Annotated in this window: 13 protein-coding genes; 1 reads left to right on the plus strand and 12 read right to left on the minus strand. The window is 53.4% G+C overall.

What is annotated here, in order from left to right; translation table 11 throughout:
* Positions 1-18 precede the first annotated feature (18 nt).
* From atpA to asnC, 10 genes are all read right to left on the minus strand, one after another.
* On the minus strand, positions 19-1,560 hold the full coding sequence (gene atpA / locus SK47_RS01495) for a F0F1 ATP synthase subunit alpha (RefSeq protein WP_003862367.1): 1,542 nt from the start codon (positions 1,558-1,560) through the stop codon (positions 19-21).
* Positions 1,561-1,572: 12 nt separating this feature from the next.
* Positions 1,573-2,106, minus strand: coding sequence for a F0F1 ATP synthase subunit delta (atpH, locus tag SK47_RS01500; protein WP_003862369.1), 534 nt, complete (start codon positions 2,104-2,106; stop codon positions 1,573-1,575).
* 14 nt (positions 2,107-2,120) lie between these two features.
* Entirely contained in the window at positions 2,121-2,591 is a 471-nt protein-coding gene (gene atpF / locus SK47_RS01505; RefSeq protein WP_003862370.1) for a F0F1 ATP synthase subunit B, read from the minus strand.
* Between the two features lie 48 nt (positions 2,592-2,639).
* On the minus strand, positions 2,640-2,879 hold the full coding sequence (gene atpE / locus SK47_RS01510) for a F0F1 ATP synthase subunit C (RefSeq protein WP_000429386.1): 240 nt from the start codon (positions 2,877-2,879) through the stop codon (positions 2,640-2,642).
* 49 nt (positions 2,880-2,928) lie between these two features.
* Entirely contained in the window at positions 2,929-3,744 is an 816-nt protein-coding gene (gene atpB / locus SK47_RS01515; protein ID WP_003862373.1) for a F0F1 ATP synthase subunit A, read from the minus strand.
* Between the two features lie 8 nt (positions 3,745-3,752).
* Entirely contained in the window at positions 3,753-4,133 is a 381-nt protein-coding gene (atpI, locus tag SK47_RS01520) for a F0F1 ATP synthase subunit I (protein ID WP_003862375.1), read from the minus strand.
* Between the two features lie 616 nt (positions 4,134-4,749).
* On the minus strand, positions 4,750-5,373 hold the full coding sequence (gene rsmG, locus SK47_RS01525; protein ID WP_003862377.1) for a 16S rRNA (guanine(527)-N(7))-methyltransferase RsmG: 624 nt from the start codon (positions 5,371-5,373) through the stop codon (positions 4,750-4,752).
* 107 nt (positions 5,374-5,480) lie between these two features.
* On the minus strand, positions 5,481-7,370 hold the full coding sequence (gene mnmG / locus SK47_RS01530) for a tRNA uridine-5-carboxymethylaminomethyl(34) synthesis enzyme MnmG (RefSeq protein WP_003862379.1): 1,890 nt from the start codon (positions 7,368-7,370) through the stop codon (positions 5,481-5,483).
* Positions 7,371-7,744: 374 nt separating this feature from the next.
* Entirely contained in the window at positions 7,745-8,194 is a 450-nt protein-coding gene (gene mioC, locus SK47_RS01535; RefSeq protein ID WP_003862381.1) for an FMN-binding protein MioC, read from the minus strand.
* 90 nt (positions 8,195-8,284) lie between these two features.
* Complete coding sequence (gene asnC, locus SK47_RS01540; protein WP_003862383.1) at positions 8,285-8,743, minus strand: transcriptional regulator AsnC; 459 nt, start codon at positions 8,741-8,743, stop codon at positions 8,285-8,287.
* Between the two features lie 151 nt (positions 8,744-8,894).
* On the opposite strand from asnC, the gene asnA reads away from it, so the two are divergent.
* Entirely contained in the window at positions 8,895-9,887 is a 993-nt protein-coding gene (gene asnA, locus SK47_RS01545) for an aspartate--ammonia ligase (protein WP_003862385.1), read from the plus strand.
* Here asnA and viaA read toward each other — a convergent pair whose 3' ends face one another.
* Entirely contained in the window at positions 9,888-11,339 is a 1,452-nt protein-coding gene (viaA, locus tag SK47_RS01550; RefSeq protein ID WP_048243380.1) for an ATPase RavA stimulator ViaA, read from the minus strand.
* Positions 11,333-12,829: an ATPase RavA gene (gene ravA / locus SK47_RS01555; protein ID WP_003862389.1), complete on the minus strand. Its 1,497-nt coding sequence runs from the start codon at positions 12,827-12,829 to the stop codon at positions 11,333-11,335. The genes viaA and ravA overlap by 7 nt, the downstream gene beginning before the upstream one ends.
* Positions 12,830-13,009 lie beyond the last annotated feature (180 nt).

Genomic DNA, 13,009 nt, shown 5'->3' on the forward strand with positions numbered 1-13,009 from the left:
AGACAAGCCGCCGGACGATTACCAGGATTGGGTTGCTTTGAAGGAATCGAGGATAGCTTTCAGCTTGCCTTCGATTTCGTCGTTATAGCCACCGGTCTGGTTGATCTCTTGCATCAGCGGAGCGTGATCACGGTCGACGTAAGCCAGCAGAGCGGCTTCGAAGCTACCGATTTTCGCCAGTTCCACATCTTCGAGGTAACCGCGTTCAGCCGCGAACAGTACCAGGCCCTGCTGAGCAACAGACATTGGCGCGTACTGTTTCTGCTTCAGCAGCTCGGTCACTTTCTGACCGTGGCTCAGCTGTTTACGGGTTGCTTCGTCCAGATCGGATGCGAACTGAGAGAACGCAGCCAGTTCACGATACTGTGCCAGCGCGGTACGGATACCACCGGACAGTTTCTTGATGATCTTGGTCTGAGCAGCACCACCCACACGGGATACGGAGATACCCGGGTTAACCGCCGGACGAATACCGGAGTTAAACAGGTTGGTTTCCAGGAAGATCTGACCATCGGTAATGGAGATTACGTTGGTCGGAACGAACGCAGAAACGTCACCCGCTTGGGTTTCAATGATCGGCAGGGCGGTCAGAGAACCTGTTTTACCCTTCACTTCACCTTTGGTGAAGTTCTCGACGTATTCCGCGTTAACGCGGGAAGCACGCTCCAGCAGACGAGAGTGGAGGTAGAATACGTCGCCCGGGAATGCTTCACGTCCTGGTGGACGACGGAGCAGCAGGGAAACCTGACGATAAGCAACAGCCTGTTTAGACAGGTCATCGTATACGATCAGCGCATCTTCACCGCGGTCACGGAAGTATTCGCCCATTGCGCAACCGGCGTATGGTGCCAGGTATTGCAGTGCAGCAGATTCAGACGCGGTTGCTACCACAACGATGGTGTTAGACAGTGCGCCGTGCTCTTCCAGTTTACGAACCACGTTGGAAATGGTGGACGCTTTCTGGCCGATAGCCACGTACACACATTTGATGCCGGAATCACGCTGGTTGATGATGGCGTCGATTGCCATCGCGGTTTTACCGGTCTGACGGTCACCGATGATCAGTTCACGCTGACCACGACCGATTGGGATCATGGCATCAACAGACTTATAACCCGTCTGTACTGGCTGATCAACAGACTGACGGTCAATAACGCCTGGTGCGATAACTTCGATTGGTGAGAAGCCATCGTGCTCAACCGGACCTTTACCGTCGATTGGCGCACCCAGGGTGTTAACAACGCGACCCAGCAGGCCACGGCCAACCGGCACTTCCAGAATACGGCCAGTACACTTAACCTTCATGCCTTCGGCGAGGTCAGCGTATGGACCCATCACAACGGCACCTACGGAGTCGCGCTCCAGGTTCAGTGCGATAGCGTAACGGTTACCCGGCAGGGAAATCATCTCACCCTGCATACAATCGGCCAGGCCGTGGATGCGGATAACACCGTCACTTACAGAAACAATAGTACCTTCGTTGTGAGCTTCACTCACAACATTGAACTGAGCAATGCGCTGCTTGATCAGTTCGCTGATTTCGGTGGAATTCAGTTGCATGCTCCAGTCCCCTTAAGACTGCAAGACGTCTGCAAGGCGCTCAAGACGGCCGCGTACGCTGCCATCAATGACCATATCACCCGAGCGGATGATTACGCCTGCCATTACAGACTTATCGATTTTGCAATTCAGCTTAACTTTGCGTGACAGACGTTTTTCCATCGCGGCGGTGATTTTCGCAAGCTGTTCGTCACTCAGTTCAGTCGCGGAAGTTACTTCAACTTCAGCGGTAGCTTCACTAAGGGCACGTAAGTGCTCAAACTGCTCGAGAACATCCGGGAGCACACGGAGACGACCATTTTCCGCCATCACCTTAATCAGGTTCTGGCCGTTGGCATCCAGTTGCTCTCCGCACACGGCGATAAACGACGCGGCGAGGGTTTCAGGCGCTAACGCACCAGAAAGCAACTCGGCCATTTGTTCGTTTTTCGTCACCTCAGCGGCAAACGCCAGCATATTCTGCCAGCGATCGACATTTTGGTGTTCGACAGCAAAGTCAAAAGCTGCTTTGGCGTAGGGGCGAGCTACCGTAACAAATTCAGACATCAGCCCCTCCCTCCTTACAGTTCAGCGACAAGTTTGTCCACGATGTCGCTGTTAGCAGCTTCATCCACGGAACGTTCGATGATCTTCTCGGCGCCAGCAACAGCCAGAATCGCAACCTGCTTACGCAGTTCTTCACGAGCACGTTTACGCTCAGCTTCAATTTCAGCCTGAGCCTGTGTCACGATCTTAGTACGTTCCTGTTCTGCTTCAGCTTTGGCTTCGTCCAGGATCTGAGAACGGCGTTTGTTAGCCTGTTCAATGATTACCTGAGCTTCAGCTTTCGCTTTTTTCAGCTGGTCTGTCGCGTTGGCCTGTGCAAGGTCCAAATCTTTCTTAGCGCGTTCTGCGGAAGCCAGACCGTCAGCAATTTCTTTCTGACGTTTTTCGATGGCAGCCATTAAAGGCGGCCATACATACTTCATGCAGAACCAGACAAAGAGAATAAACGCGATGGCCTGGCCGAGGATTGTTGCGTTCATGTTCACAGCACAATACCTCTTAAATTTCTGTGGCTTGGGGTTTTAAAACAACTACTACGCGACAGCAAACATCACGTACAGACCCAGACCTACAGCGATCATTGGGATTGCATCCACCAGACCCATAACGATAAAGAACTGAGTACGCAGCAGAGGAATCAGATCAGGTTGACGCGCTGCGCCTTCCAGGAATTTGCCCCCGAGGATGCCGATACCGATCGCAGCACCGATAGCCGCCAGACCCATCATCACAGCGGCAGCCATGTACAGCAGATCCATATTCAGGTTTTCCATGACAGTCTCCAGTTTGTTTCAATTAAAACGTAGTAGTGTTGGTAAAAAATCAGTGCTCTTCAGACGCCATCGACAGATAGACGATCGTCAGAACCATGAAGATAAAGGCTTGCAGCGTAATGATCAGGATGTGGAAAATGGCCCATGGCACATTCAGAATCCACTGTGACCACCACGGCAGAAGACCCGCGATCAGAATGAAAATCAGCTCACCCGCATACATGTTGCCGAACAGTCGCAGACCCAGTGAAACAGGTTTGGACAGCAGGCTAACGCCTTCCAGGATCAGGTTGACCGGAATAAACGCCCAGTGGTTGAACGGCTGCAAGGTAAGCTCTTTCACAAAGCCGCTTACGCCTTTCATTTTGATGCTGTAGAACAGAATGAGGATAAATACGCCCAGCGCCATCGACAGGGTGATGTTCACGTCGGCAGACGGAACCACGCGCAGTGCAGGCAGGCCGAGTACGTGCTCACCGATCCAAGGTAAGAAATCGATAGGCAGGAGGTCCATCAGGTTCATCAGGAAGACCCAAACGAACACGGTCAGGGCCAGCGGAGCAATCAGTTTGCTCTTACCATGGTACATGTCTTTCACGCTGCCATGGACGAAGCCGATGATCATCTCGATGAACGTCTGGAATTTCCCTGGAACACCGCTGGTCGCCTTTTTAGCAACGCTACGGAACATGGCCAGGAACAGAAGACCCAAAACCACCGAGAAGAACATGGAGTCGATGTTGATCGTCCAGAAGGTGGCCGGGGGGTTATGTGGATCCACCAGCGAGAATGTACGCAGGTCCAGCTGAAGGTTATTCAGATGGTGACCTATGTAATCCTGCGGCGTCATATTTTCTGAAGCCATGATGCCTTTTACCCTTTGTTATTGATTACAGCTGGAGCCAGAACTTGTACCACCAGCACCAAAACCCACGTTGCTATCAGCGGCATGAATACCACTTTCAAAACCGCCAGCGCCATCACCAGTAGAGCAAAGGTCAGCAACACCTTACACACTTCGCCGAGAGCGAAGGACCAGGCCACGCGGCCTTTGGCAGGTGTATGCGCCTGATGACGCCAGGCAAAAATCATAAACAACACGTTTGGCAGAACCACCGCCAAACCTCCGCACGCGGCGGAGATGCCCCAGAAGGGGTCTTTGAGGCTAAACAGCAGTCCACTTGCTATCACAGCCAGAAACTGAATGAACAGAAGCTTACGAGCAACGTTTCTACTCAAGAGCGACACAGACATCACGTTTTTACTCCTGCTCCCTTCGAGGTATGCCGCGTGTCGTATAAAACGTCCTTTAAGGCTCAGAGTCAAGCATCAAAAAGCGGTCAAATTATACGGTGCGTACCCGTGATTTCAAACATTAAGTAGCGAAAAGGTGAATAAATGTTTAAATATTTTTCCCCAGTCCTATTTTTCAACTTTTGACCCAAGCGTTGACCTTCAGGCAAAACTGCAAACAGCGCGGAAACGTTGGTGATAAAGCGTGCACGAGATCACAAAATACACATTTGCGATAAAATGGTATTTATCAAAGACGTAAAACGATTAATTTCATCTGCATGAAATTAAAGCAAAAAAACCGCAACTATTTTTAAAACAGAGCCGTATACAACAAAAACCTTTTATTGACATTCTTAATAAATATTTAACATTCCATTCTTGTTGCTTTTACCCACTTTTAGCAGACTGATAATTTCATGGTTGACTATCCTCTGAGTGAACGAATCACGTCAGGTTAACCATAAGAAAATCCATGGTAACAACAAGGTTAAATTAACGACGACCAAATCAGACTGGATGTGCTGCTTTTTAACACGATCAGAACAGCACAAATTCCACATTTTTTATTAATTTTTTAAAAAGTGTTTGGCTTAATTATCACCAGATGACGCTCACCTTCGAGCTGAGGGATCTGGAGTTTCTCAATGGATTCGACAACAAAACCGTCCGGAAGCTGCTCGATTTCGTCCCCCGGAAGTTGCCCTTTCAGCGCATAAAAACGCCCCTTCTCCGCTGGCAGGTGTTTGCACCAGCTCACCATGTCATTGAGTGAGGCAAACGCGCGGCTGATAACACCGTCAAACGGTGGCTCTGCCGGGAACTCCTCTACCCTGCTCTGTACGGGCGTAATGTTTTCCAGCTTCAGCTCATGCTGAACCTGGCGTAAAAAGCGTACGCGCTTGCCCAGGCTGTCCAGCAGCGTGAAATGACTCTCCGGTCGAACAATAGACAACGGAACGCCCGGCAAGCCCGGACCGGTGCCCACATCGATAAAACGTTCACCGTTCAGATACGGCGCCACGACGATGCTATCGAGAATATGGCGAATCAGCATCTCGTTGGGATCGCGTACGGAGGTGAGGTTGTACGCTTTATTCCATTTGTTCAGCATATCGACATAGGCCACCAGCTGATTTTTCTGGTGATCGGTGAGCGAAATACCTGCCTGTTCCAGCAGACGAGAGAGTTTATTGAGCACGGTGGATACCTGTTGAGAAACTTAAGTGGCGGGTGGCGCTTCGCTAACCCGCCCTACGGGTTCAGTAGGCCCGGTAAGCGCAGCGCCACCGGGCTATTTACAGAGCATTACGCGCTACGGCGCAGCATGCCCTGCTTTTTCAGCCACACCAGCAGAATCGAAATCGCGGCAGGTGTGACGCCAGAGATACGTGAGGCCTGGCCAATCGACACAGGTTTGTGATCGTTCAGCTTAGCGATCACTTCGTTGGAAAGGCCCGTCACCTGACGGTAGTCCAGCATTTCCGGCAGCAGCGTGTTTTCGTTGCGCTGCTGTTTTTCGATCTCATCCTGCTGACGCGCGATGTAGCCTTCGTACTTCACCTGAATTTCGACCTGCTCGGCCGCTTCAGCGTCTTCAAGGCCCGGTGCGAACGCCGTCAGTTTGACCAGATTCTCGTAGGTGACTTCAGGACGGCGCAGCAGATCTTCCCCACTGGCTTCGCGCGACAGCGGTGCTGTTAAGTGAGCATTCACTTCAGCAGCAGTTTCCGCCTGCGGATTCACCCAGGTGGTTTTCAGGCGCTGACGTTCCTGTTCAATGCGTTCCAGCTTCTCGTTGAAGCGCGCCCAGCGCTCGTCATCCACCAGACCCAGCTCGCGGCCCACCTCGGTCAGACGCAGATCGGCATTGTCTTCGCGCAGCATCAGGCGATATTCCGCACGAGAAGTAAACATGCGGTACGGTTCTTTGGTCCCCAGCGTGCAGAGATCGTCGACCAGAACGCCCAGGTAAGCCTGAGAACGCGCCGGTGCCCAGCCCTCTTTCTCGGCAGAGAAGCGAGCGGCGTTCAGACCGGCCAGCAGCCCTTGCGCGGCAGCTTCTTCGTACCCGGTGGTGCCGTTAATCTGGCCTGCGAAGAACAGACCCTGGATGAATTTGCTTTCCAGCGTCGGCTTCAGGTCACGCGGATCGAAGAAATCGTACTCAATAGCGTAGCCAGGACGAACGATCTTCGCGTTTTCCATGCCCTGCATTGAACGCACAATCTGCATCTGCACGTCGAACGGCAGGCTGGTGGAGATGCCGTTCGGGTAAATTTCGTTAGAGGTCAGCCCTTCCGGTTCGAGGAAGATCTGGTGCTGATTACGATCGGCAAAGCGCATCACTTTGTCTTCGATCGACGGGCAATAACGCGGGCCGATCCCTTCGATCACACCAGCATACATTGGGCTGCGATCGAGATTATTGCGGATCACGTCATGGGTTTTTTCATTGGTGTGCGTGATGTAGCACGGCACCTGCTGCGGATGTTGCGCCGCATTGCCCATGAACGAGAACACCGGCATCGGGTTATCGCCGTGCTGCTGTGCCAGCACGCTGAAATCAATGGTGCGCGCATCAATACGCGGCGGCGTGCCGGTTTTCAGGCGGCTTACGCGCAGCGGCAGCTCACGCAGACGACGAGATAACGGAATTGACGGCGGATCGCCAGCACGACCACCGCTGTAATTGTCCAGACCAATATGGATTTTACCGTCCAGGAATGTCCCGACCGTCAGCACCACCGCTTTTGCGCGGAATTTGAGACCCATTTGGGTCACGGCGCCAACAACACGATCGTTCTCCACGATAAGATCTTCTACCGCCTGCTGGAAGATCATCAGGTTCGGTTGGTTTTCCAGCGCGGTGCGCACAGCCTGACGGTAAAGCACACGGTCTGCCTGTGCACGGGTGGCGCGAACAGCCGGACCTTTACTCGCGTTTAGTATCCTAAACTGGATGCCTGCATGATCGATCGCTTTCGCCATCAGGCCGCCAAGTGCATCCACTTCTTTTACCAGGTGTCCTTTCCCAATGCCGCCAATCGCCGGATTACAGGACATTTGTCCCAGCGTGTCGATATTGTGTGTCAAAAGCAGGGTCTGCTGACCCATTCGCGCTGCGGCCATTGCGGCCTCAGTGCCTGCGTGACCCCCGCCAATGATGATGACGTCAAAAGGATCCTGATAAAACATGGTGGTCTGCCTCGCGTAAAGCGGTATGAAAATGGATTGAAGCCCGGGCCGTGGATTCTACTCAACTTTAGTCTTTCGAGAAAGCATTGGGATCCTGGGCTATTAAAAAGAAGATCTTTTTATTTAGAGATCTGTTCTATTGTGATCTCTTATTAGGATCGCAGACCTTTGTGGATAAGTCCGATCCCATAAATAAGATCATGCGGTTAGGAAGGATCGTTTGCTGTGAATGATCGGTGATCCTGGACCGTATAAGCTGGGATCAGATCGCCACTTTATACACAGGTCAAAAACTAAACCAACATTGTTATTTGGATAACTACGGCTTAATACGAGCTTTTAACCAGAGTTATCCACATCTGTTCGCACGATCTTTAATCGTTTTTGAGTAAATTTTTCCATTCCGCGAGCCAGATCTCGGCTGGATCTTCGGGAATATCATGATCGAGGATGTTGATCTTCAGCGTTTCACCCAGCTGTTTTGCTCCGCAGGCGGTCACCGCAGCTTCTACTTTCTCTATGGCGCCACAGAAAGTGTCATATTCACGGCTGCCGATCCCCACAGCGCCAAACCGAACGTTTGACAGATCGGGCTGTTGTTCCAGCAGTTCGTCATATAAAGGTTGCAGGTTATCTGGCAGATCGCCCGCGCCGTGCGTGGAGGTGATCAGCAGCCAGACCCCGTCAGTCGGGAGATCTTCCAGCAGCGGTCCGTGCAGCGTTTGTGTAGAAAAGCCCGCGTCTTCCAGCTTCTCAGCCAGATGTTCCGCTACATATTCCGCACCGCCCAGGGTGCTGCCGCTGATAAGAGTAATGTCCGCCATTGATCGCTCGCTCAGATAAAGAGGCGGCCATTGTACGCTGTGAACGAGCTGGGATCTACCTGTGGAAAATGTGGGAATGAAATTTCCCGATCACGGGCGGATAGTACGCATGATCGGGTTTTGCAGGGAGATCAGGGTTTCAGTGGACTGAATTTCATCGATTGTTTGGATCTTGTTGATAAGTACCTGCTGGAGGGCGTCAATGGATCGGCACATGACCTTTATAAAGATGCTGTAGTGCCCGGTGGTGTAGTACGCCTCAGTGACTTCATCCAGCGCGTTCAGTTTCTCCAGCGCGGAGGGGTAATCTTTGGCGCTTTTCAGAATAATGCCAATGAAGCAGCAGACGTCGTAGCCGAGTTGCTTCGGGCTGACATCAATGCGTGCGCCGGTGATGATCCCGGCCTGCTTCATTTTCTCTACGCGAACGTGAATGGTCCCCGGGCTGACGCCAAATTGTTTAGCTAGTTCGGCATACGCGGTGCGTGCGTTGGCCATGAGCGCTTCCAGAATGCCGCGGTCCAGATTGTCGATCTGATAATTTTCCATAGGTTTTTCTTATGAAGATTAATGATTCCTTCTATTCTAGCGTCTTATTTTAACGAATCAAAAGTGAAGGAGGCTTTTTGTTGATGGGTTATTGAATTAAGCGCCTGTTCTGTTGCTTAATCAGTATCAACAGGACGCAGGAGTATAAATAATGAAAACCGCTTACATCGCAAAACAACGCCAGATCAGTTTCGTTAAATCCCATTTTTCCCGCCAGCTGGAAGAGAAGCTTGGCCTTATTGAAGTTCAGGCGCCGATTCTGAGCCGCGTGGGTGACGGGACGCAGGATAACTTGTCTGGTTGCGAAAAAGCGGTACAGGTAAAAGTGAAAACACTGCCAGACGCCCAGTTCGAAGTGGTTCATTCCCTGGCGAAGTGGAAGCGTCAAACCCTGGGACAACACGACTTCAGCGCGGGCGAAGGGCTTTACACGCACATGAAAGCCCTTCGCCCCGATGAAGACCGTCTCTCCCCAATTCACTCTGTCTACGTTGACCAGTGGGACTGGGAGCGCGTAATGGGTGACGGCGAGCGCCACGTTGGCACGCTGAAGTCTACCGTTGAGGCGATCTACGCCGGGATCAAAGCGACCGAAGCGGCCGTAAGCAAAGAGTTTGGTCTGGCACCGTTCCTGCCGGAAACGATCCACTTTGTTCACAGTCAGGAATTGCTGAGCCGTTTCCCGGATCTGGATGCCAAAGGCCGTGAACGCGCGATTGCCAAAGAGCTTGGCGCGGTATTCCTGATCGGCATTGGCGGAAAATTGTCTGATGGTAAACGTCACGACGTCCGTGCGCCGGATTACGATGACTGGAGCACAGTGGGCGAAAGCGAATATGCTGGTCTGAACGGCGATATTCTGGTCTGGAACCCGGTTCTGGAAGATGCGTTTGAACTCTCTTCAATGGGGATCCGCGTGGATGCTGAAGCACTGAAGCGTCAGCTGGCCGTGACCGGTGATGAGGATCGTCTGCAACTGGAATGGCACCAGGCGCTGCTGCGCGGTGAAATGCCGCAGACCATCGGCGGTGGTATTGGCCAGTCTCGTCTGACCATGCTGCTGTTGCAACTGTCCCATATCGGTCAGGTGCAGTGTGGGGTCTGGCCGCAGCAGGTACGTGAGAGCGTCGGTTCTCTTCTTTAATTAACGTCGCCAGCGTCTGAGCAGGCGGCTACGCAACCCGGTATCAAAGCGCCAGATATGATCGAAGATGCGCATGATGCCGGGTTTTCCATGTGCAGACATCGCCACGGCATGGAAACGGTGCTGGTGCACGCGCTGCATCTCCTTCACTTTATTCACGACCTCGTCCGGCAGCCGCTGGGCAATAAAATCGGAAATCACCACCGCATCCGCGTCGTACCAGTCACCGCCCTGCATGCGCTCAATGATACTGCGAAAACAGCTGGCCAGATCGGTGCCGCCGCGAAAGCGCTGGCTTAAAAAGCGGATCGCCTGCTCCAGCCCCTGCGGGCTGGTCAGTTCATACCCCACCACTTCGCTGGAAAAGAGCACGATGTAGCAGCGACGACGATCGGCGAGCGCCACGCGCATCAGGGCCAGGCAGAACGCTTTTGCGCACTGTTCATTAAAGCCCCCCATCGATCCGGACGTATCGACGCAAACAATGAATGGGCCGCGCGGTTGCTCATCAAAATCCTGGTGCACCACCGGACGCTGGCTGATCTTCTCGCGCCAGGCTTCGCCATGCAGTCGATAGGTAATGAGCTGTTTTTCCACCAGCCGACGATAAAACTCATACTCCAGTTCGGTCATTCCCAGCGTGCTGAGTTCCGTTGGCAGCAGGCGCAGGATGTCATCGCTTTGCTGTAGCCCGTCCACCTGCTCCGGTACGGTGGAGGGTTCGCGTACCAGCGTTCGGAAGGTCTCCATCGGCGCATCTTTCTTTGGGACCGACCGGGCCTCCCGGGAGCGGCCGAGCTGTTCTGCGAGCTTCATCAGCTCCGGCTGTTGCGCCAGAAAGTCGCCGTACTTCACGATCAGCTGATAATCGCCCCGCTTTAACTGGCCGGCACTCATATCCCAGAGTCGACCAGCGGCGTTTTCATTCTCCACCAGCACCTGTTCTAACTGGCCGCTCAGGGTCATTCGCTCCTGGACCTCACTGAGCAACTGTTCGCGCTCTTCGTCCAGCAACTGCTGATTGAGGGCCGTGGCCTGGACCACAAGGCTCAGTCGCCAGCGCTGTAAAAACAGCGTATGCAGGGCGGGAGTGAAGCTGGGGTTGTCCGTGACCAGCGCTCTGGCCTGGCTGGCAAACGGGGAGTGAACGTTATCAAGCAGCGTCAGGGTTTGCTGTAGCTGGGCAATAAACTGCGGCGTTGAAAGCCGCTGGCACTGCTGGTAACCAGCCACTTCCTCTGTCAGTTCCGGCGGGACTTCCGTCTCCTTAAACCGCTGGCGCAGGTTATCGCGCCAGCGGGGAAGATCGTCCGTCATTGCTTTTCGGAGCTTGGGGAATTTTTCAAAGAAGGCCGCCAGCTGCGGTGAAGCGAGCAGGGTAATGACGACCTCTTCGATCAACCCTTCCTCGCTAACCGCCAGCATGACGTTAAGCGTGTCCAGCGTTAGCATTGACGAGCCTGTTTGATCTGCGCGCTGACATCCTGCAAGCTGGCTTCAATGCGACCTAACCAGTCGCTATGGATAAAGAGGCATTTCTGCTGCTCGCTGAAGCGGGTGTGCTGCTGATGCCATTCGTTATCCAGCGCGTCGAGCTGCTGTTTGATCTCCTCCGGCACAGTGTCGGAGGCCGTGCCCGGCAGAGCCAGGCGCGATCCCTGAAGGCTGACGTCGCGGATCACAAGGTGCTGGCTGCTGTCGACTTCCATCGACAACGGCTGTGCAAAGCCGATACCGTTGAGTTTACCGCGGATCTCACCGCCCTTATCCAGCCACTGAACCAGCGCAACGCGTTCGATAGTCACATGCACAACCTGCATATCATGAAGCTTCAGCGGCTGCTGAAGAAGAAGCGTGAGCGAGGCGTCAGTCAGCCCGGCTGGCAGTTCGTAGTGCGGTTTACGGGCAAACATCCCGCCAAGACGGTTCACCTTCAGCGCGGTTTTGTCACTTTGCTGCTGCTGGAGCTGAAGGCGACGTTGAGCAATCGCCCCCAGTTGATTAAGCATGGATTGCTGACCCCACGCGTGTCCGGTCATCAAAACGTCCAGCTGCTGCTGCATCAGATTCATCCCTTCTGCGTCGTGCCACAGGCAGTCTTTCAGCAGGATCAGATCGATGGGAGCGACAGCATCGCGGCCGCTAAACAGCGCGCTTGCCTGGAGCAGACGAATGGCTTTTTTCCAGCGACGATCGGAGACGTACGGCGCGGAGGGCAGTAAATCAAGCTGCTGGCGCAGCATGAAGATCAGCTCAAAAACGGGATCGGGCAGTTTTATCTTGCCGATCTCCTCCTGCCACTGGTGGTATTCCTCGTCCGTGACCTGCAATGACGCTGCCACCGGATTTTCGTTTTCATCCTGCTGGCTTACCAGCATAGAACGGAAGTTTGATTTATCCTGGACTTTATCCAGCCACAGGCGGATCAACATACGGTCATACAGCGCTTCCAGGCTGCTGTCGGCTTCGGGCAATTCGTTTGACGCGGCCACCAGCAGGCGCATGGGGATCTTCTCTTCGCTGGCGCCGTTGCGGAATCGGCGTTCGTTAATTGCCGTCAGCAGGGTATTCAGAATGGCCGGGCCGGCTTTCCAGATCTCATCAAGAAAGACGATTTCCGCTTCCGGGAGATAGCCCGCCGTCAGACGTTCATAGCGTCCCTCATCTTTTAGCGCCTGAATGGAGAGTGGGCCGAAAACTTCTTCCGGCGTGGAGAAGCGCGTCATCAAATACTCGAATGCGCGCGCGTTCTGGAAAGCGAATTTGAGGCGGCGTGCGATCAGACTTTTGGCAATGCCCGGCGGCCCCAGCAGAAACACGCTTTCCCCGCTCAGCGCCGCCAGTAAACAGAGACGAATGGCGTGGCTACGCTCGTAAAGGCCTTTTTCCAGCGCACTGCTAAGGCGGGAAATTCTTTCTGCTAATAAATGTGAGTGAGCCATAATAGTTTTGCATCCTTTCGCCGTCGTGGCGGCTAATTGAAGCGAGTATAGACGTTTCGGTCTGGCCTGGTAATAGGCTGAAGTGCGGCGCTATTTTCTTTGCGCTACATTAATGTGGCTGCATTTAGGGGTACGATTTTGCATTGAATCGTGCATACTGTGCGCTTTTTGTGGGCCAAG

The sequence above is a fragment of the Enterobacter sp. BWH52 genome (assembly GCF_001037565.1).
Taxonomy (GTDB): Bacteria; Pseudomonadota; Gammaproteobacteria; order Enterobacterales; family Enterobacteriaceae; genus Enterobacter; species Enterobacter hormaechei_C.

Bases quoted from the DNA above. Each gene is read 5' to 3' on its own strand.
- mnmG (WP_003862379.1), bottom strand. From the start codon at position 7,370: ATGTTTTATCAGGATCCTTTTGACGTCATCATCATTGGCGGGGGTCAC.
- atpH (WP_003862369.1), bottom strand. From the start codon at position 2,106: ATGTCTGAATTTGTTACGGTAGCTCGCCCCTACGCCAAAGCAGCTTTT.
- atpE (WP_000429386.1), bottom strand. From the start codon at position 2,879: ATGGAAAACCTGAATATGGATCTGCTGTACATGGCTGCCGCTGTGATG.
- atpB (WP_003862373.1), bottom strand. From the start codon at position 3,744: ATGGCTTCAGAAAATATGACGCCGCAGGATTACATAGGTCACCATCTG.
- mioC (WP_003862381.1), bottom strand. From the start codon at position 8,194: ATGGCGGACATTACTCTTATCAGCGGCAGCACCCTGGGCGGTGCGGAA.
- asnC (WP_003862383.1), bottom strand. From the start codon at position 8,743: ATGGAAAATTATCAGATCGACAATCTGGACCGCGGCATTCTGGAAGCG.
- atpA (WP_003862367.1), bottom strand. From the start codon at position 1,560: ATGCAACTGAATTCCACCGAAATCAGCGAACTGATCAAGCAGCGCATT.
- ravA (WP_003862389.1), bottom strand. From the start codon at position 12,829: ATGGCTCACTCACATTTATTAGCAGAAAGAATTTCCCGCCTTAGCAGT.
- asnA (WP_003862385.1), top strand. From the start codon at position 8,895: ATGAAAACCGCTTACATCGCAAAACAACGCCAGATCAGTTTCGTTAAA.
- viaA (WP_048243380.1), bottom strand. From the start codon at position 11,339: ATGCTAACGCTGGACACGCTTAACGTCATGCTGGCGGTTAGCGAGGAA.
- atpI (WP_003862375.1), bottom strand. From the start codon at position 4,133: ATGTCTGTGTCGCTCTTGAGTAGAAACGTTGCTCGTAAGCTTCTGTTC.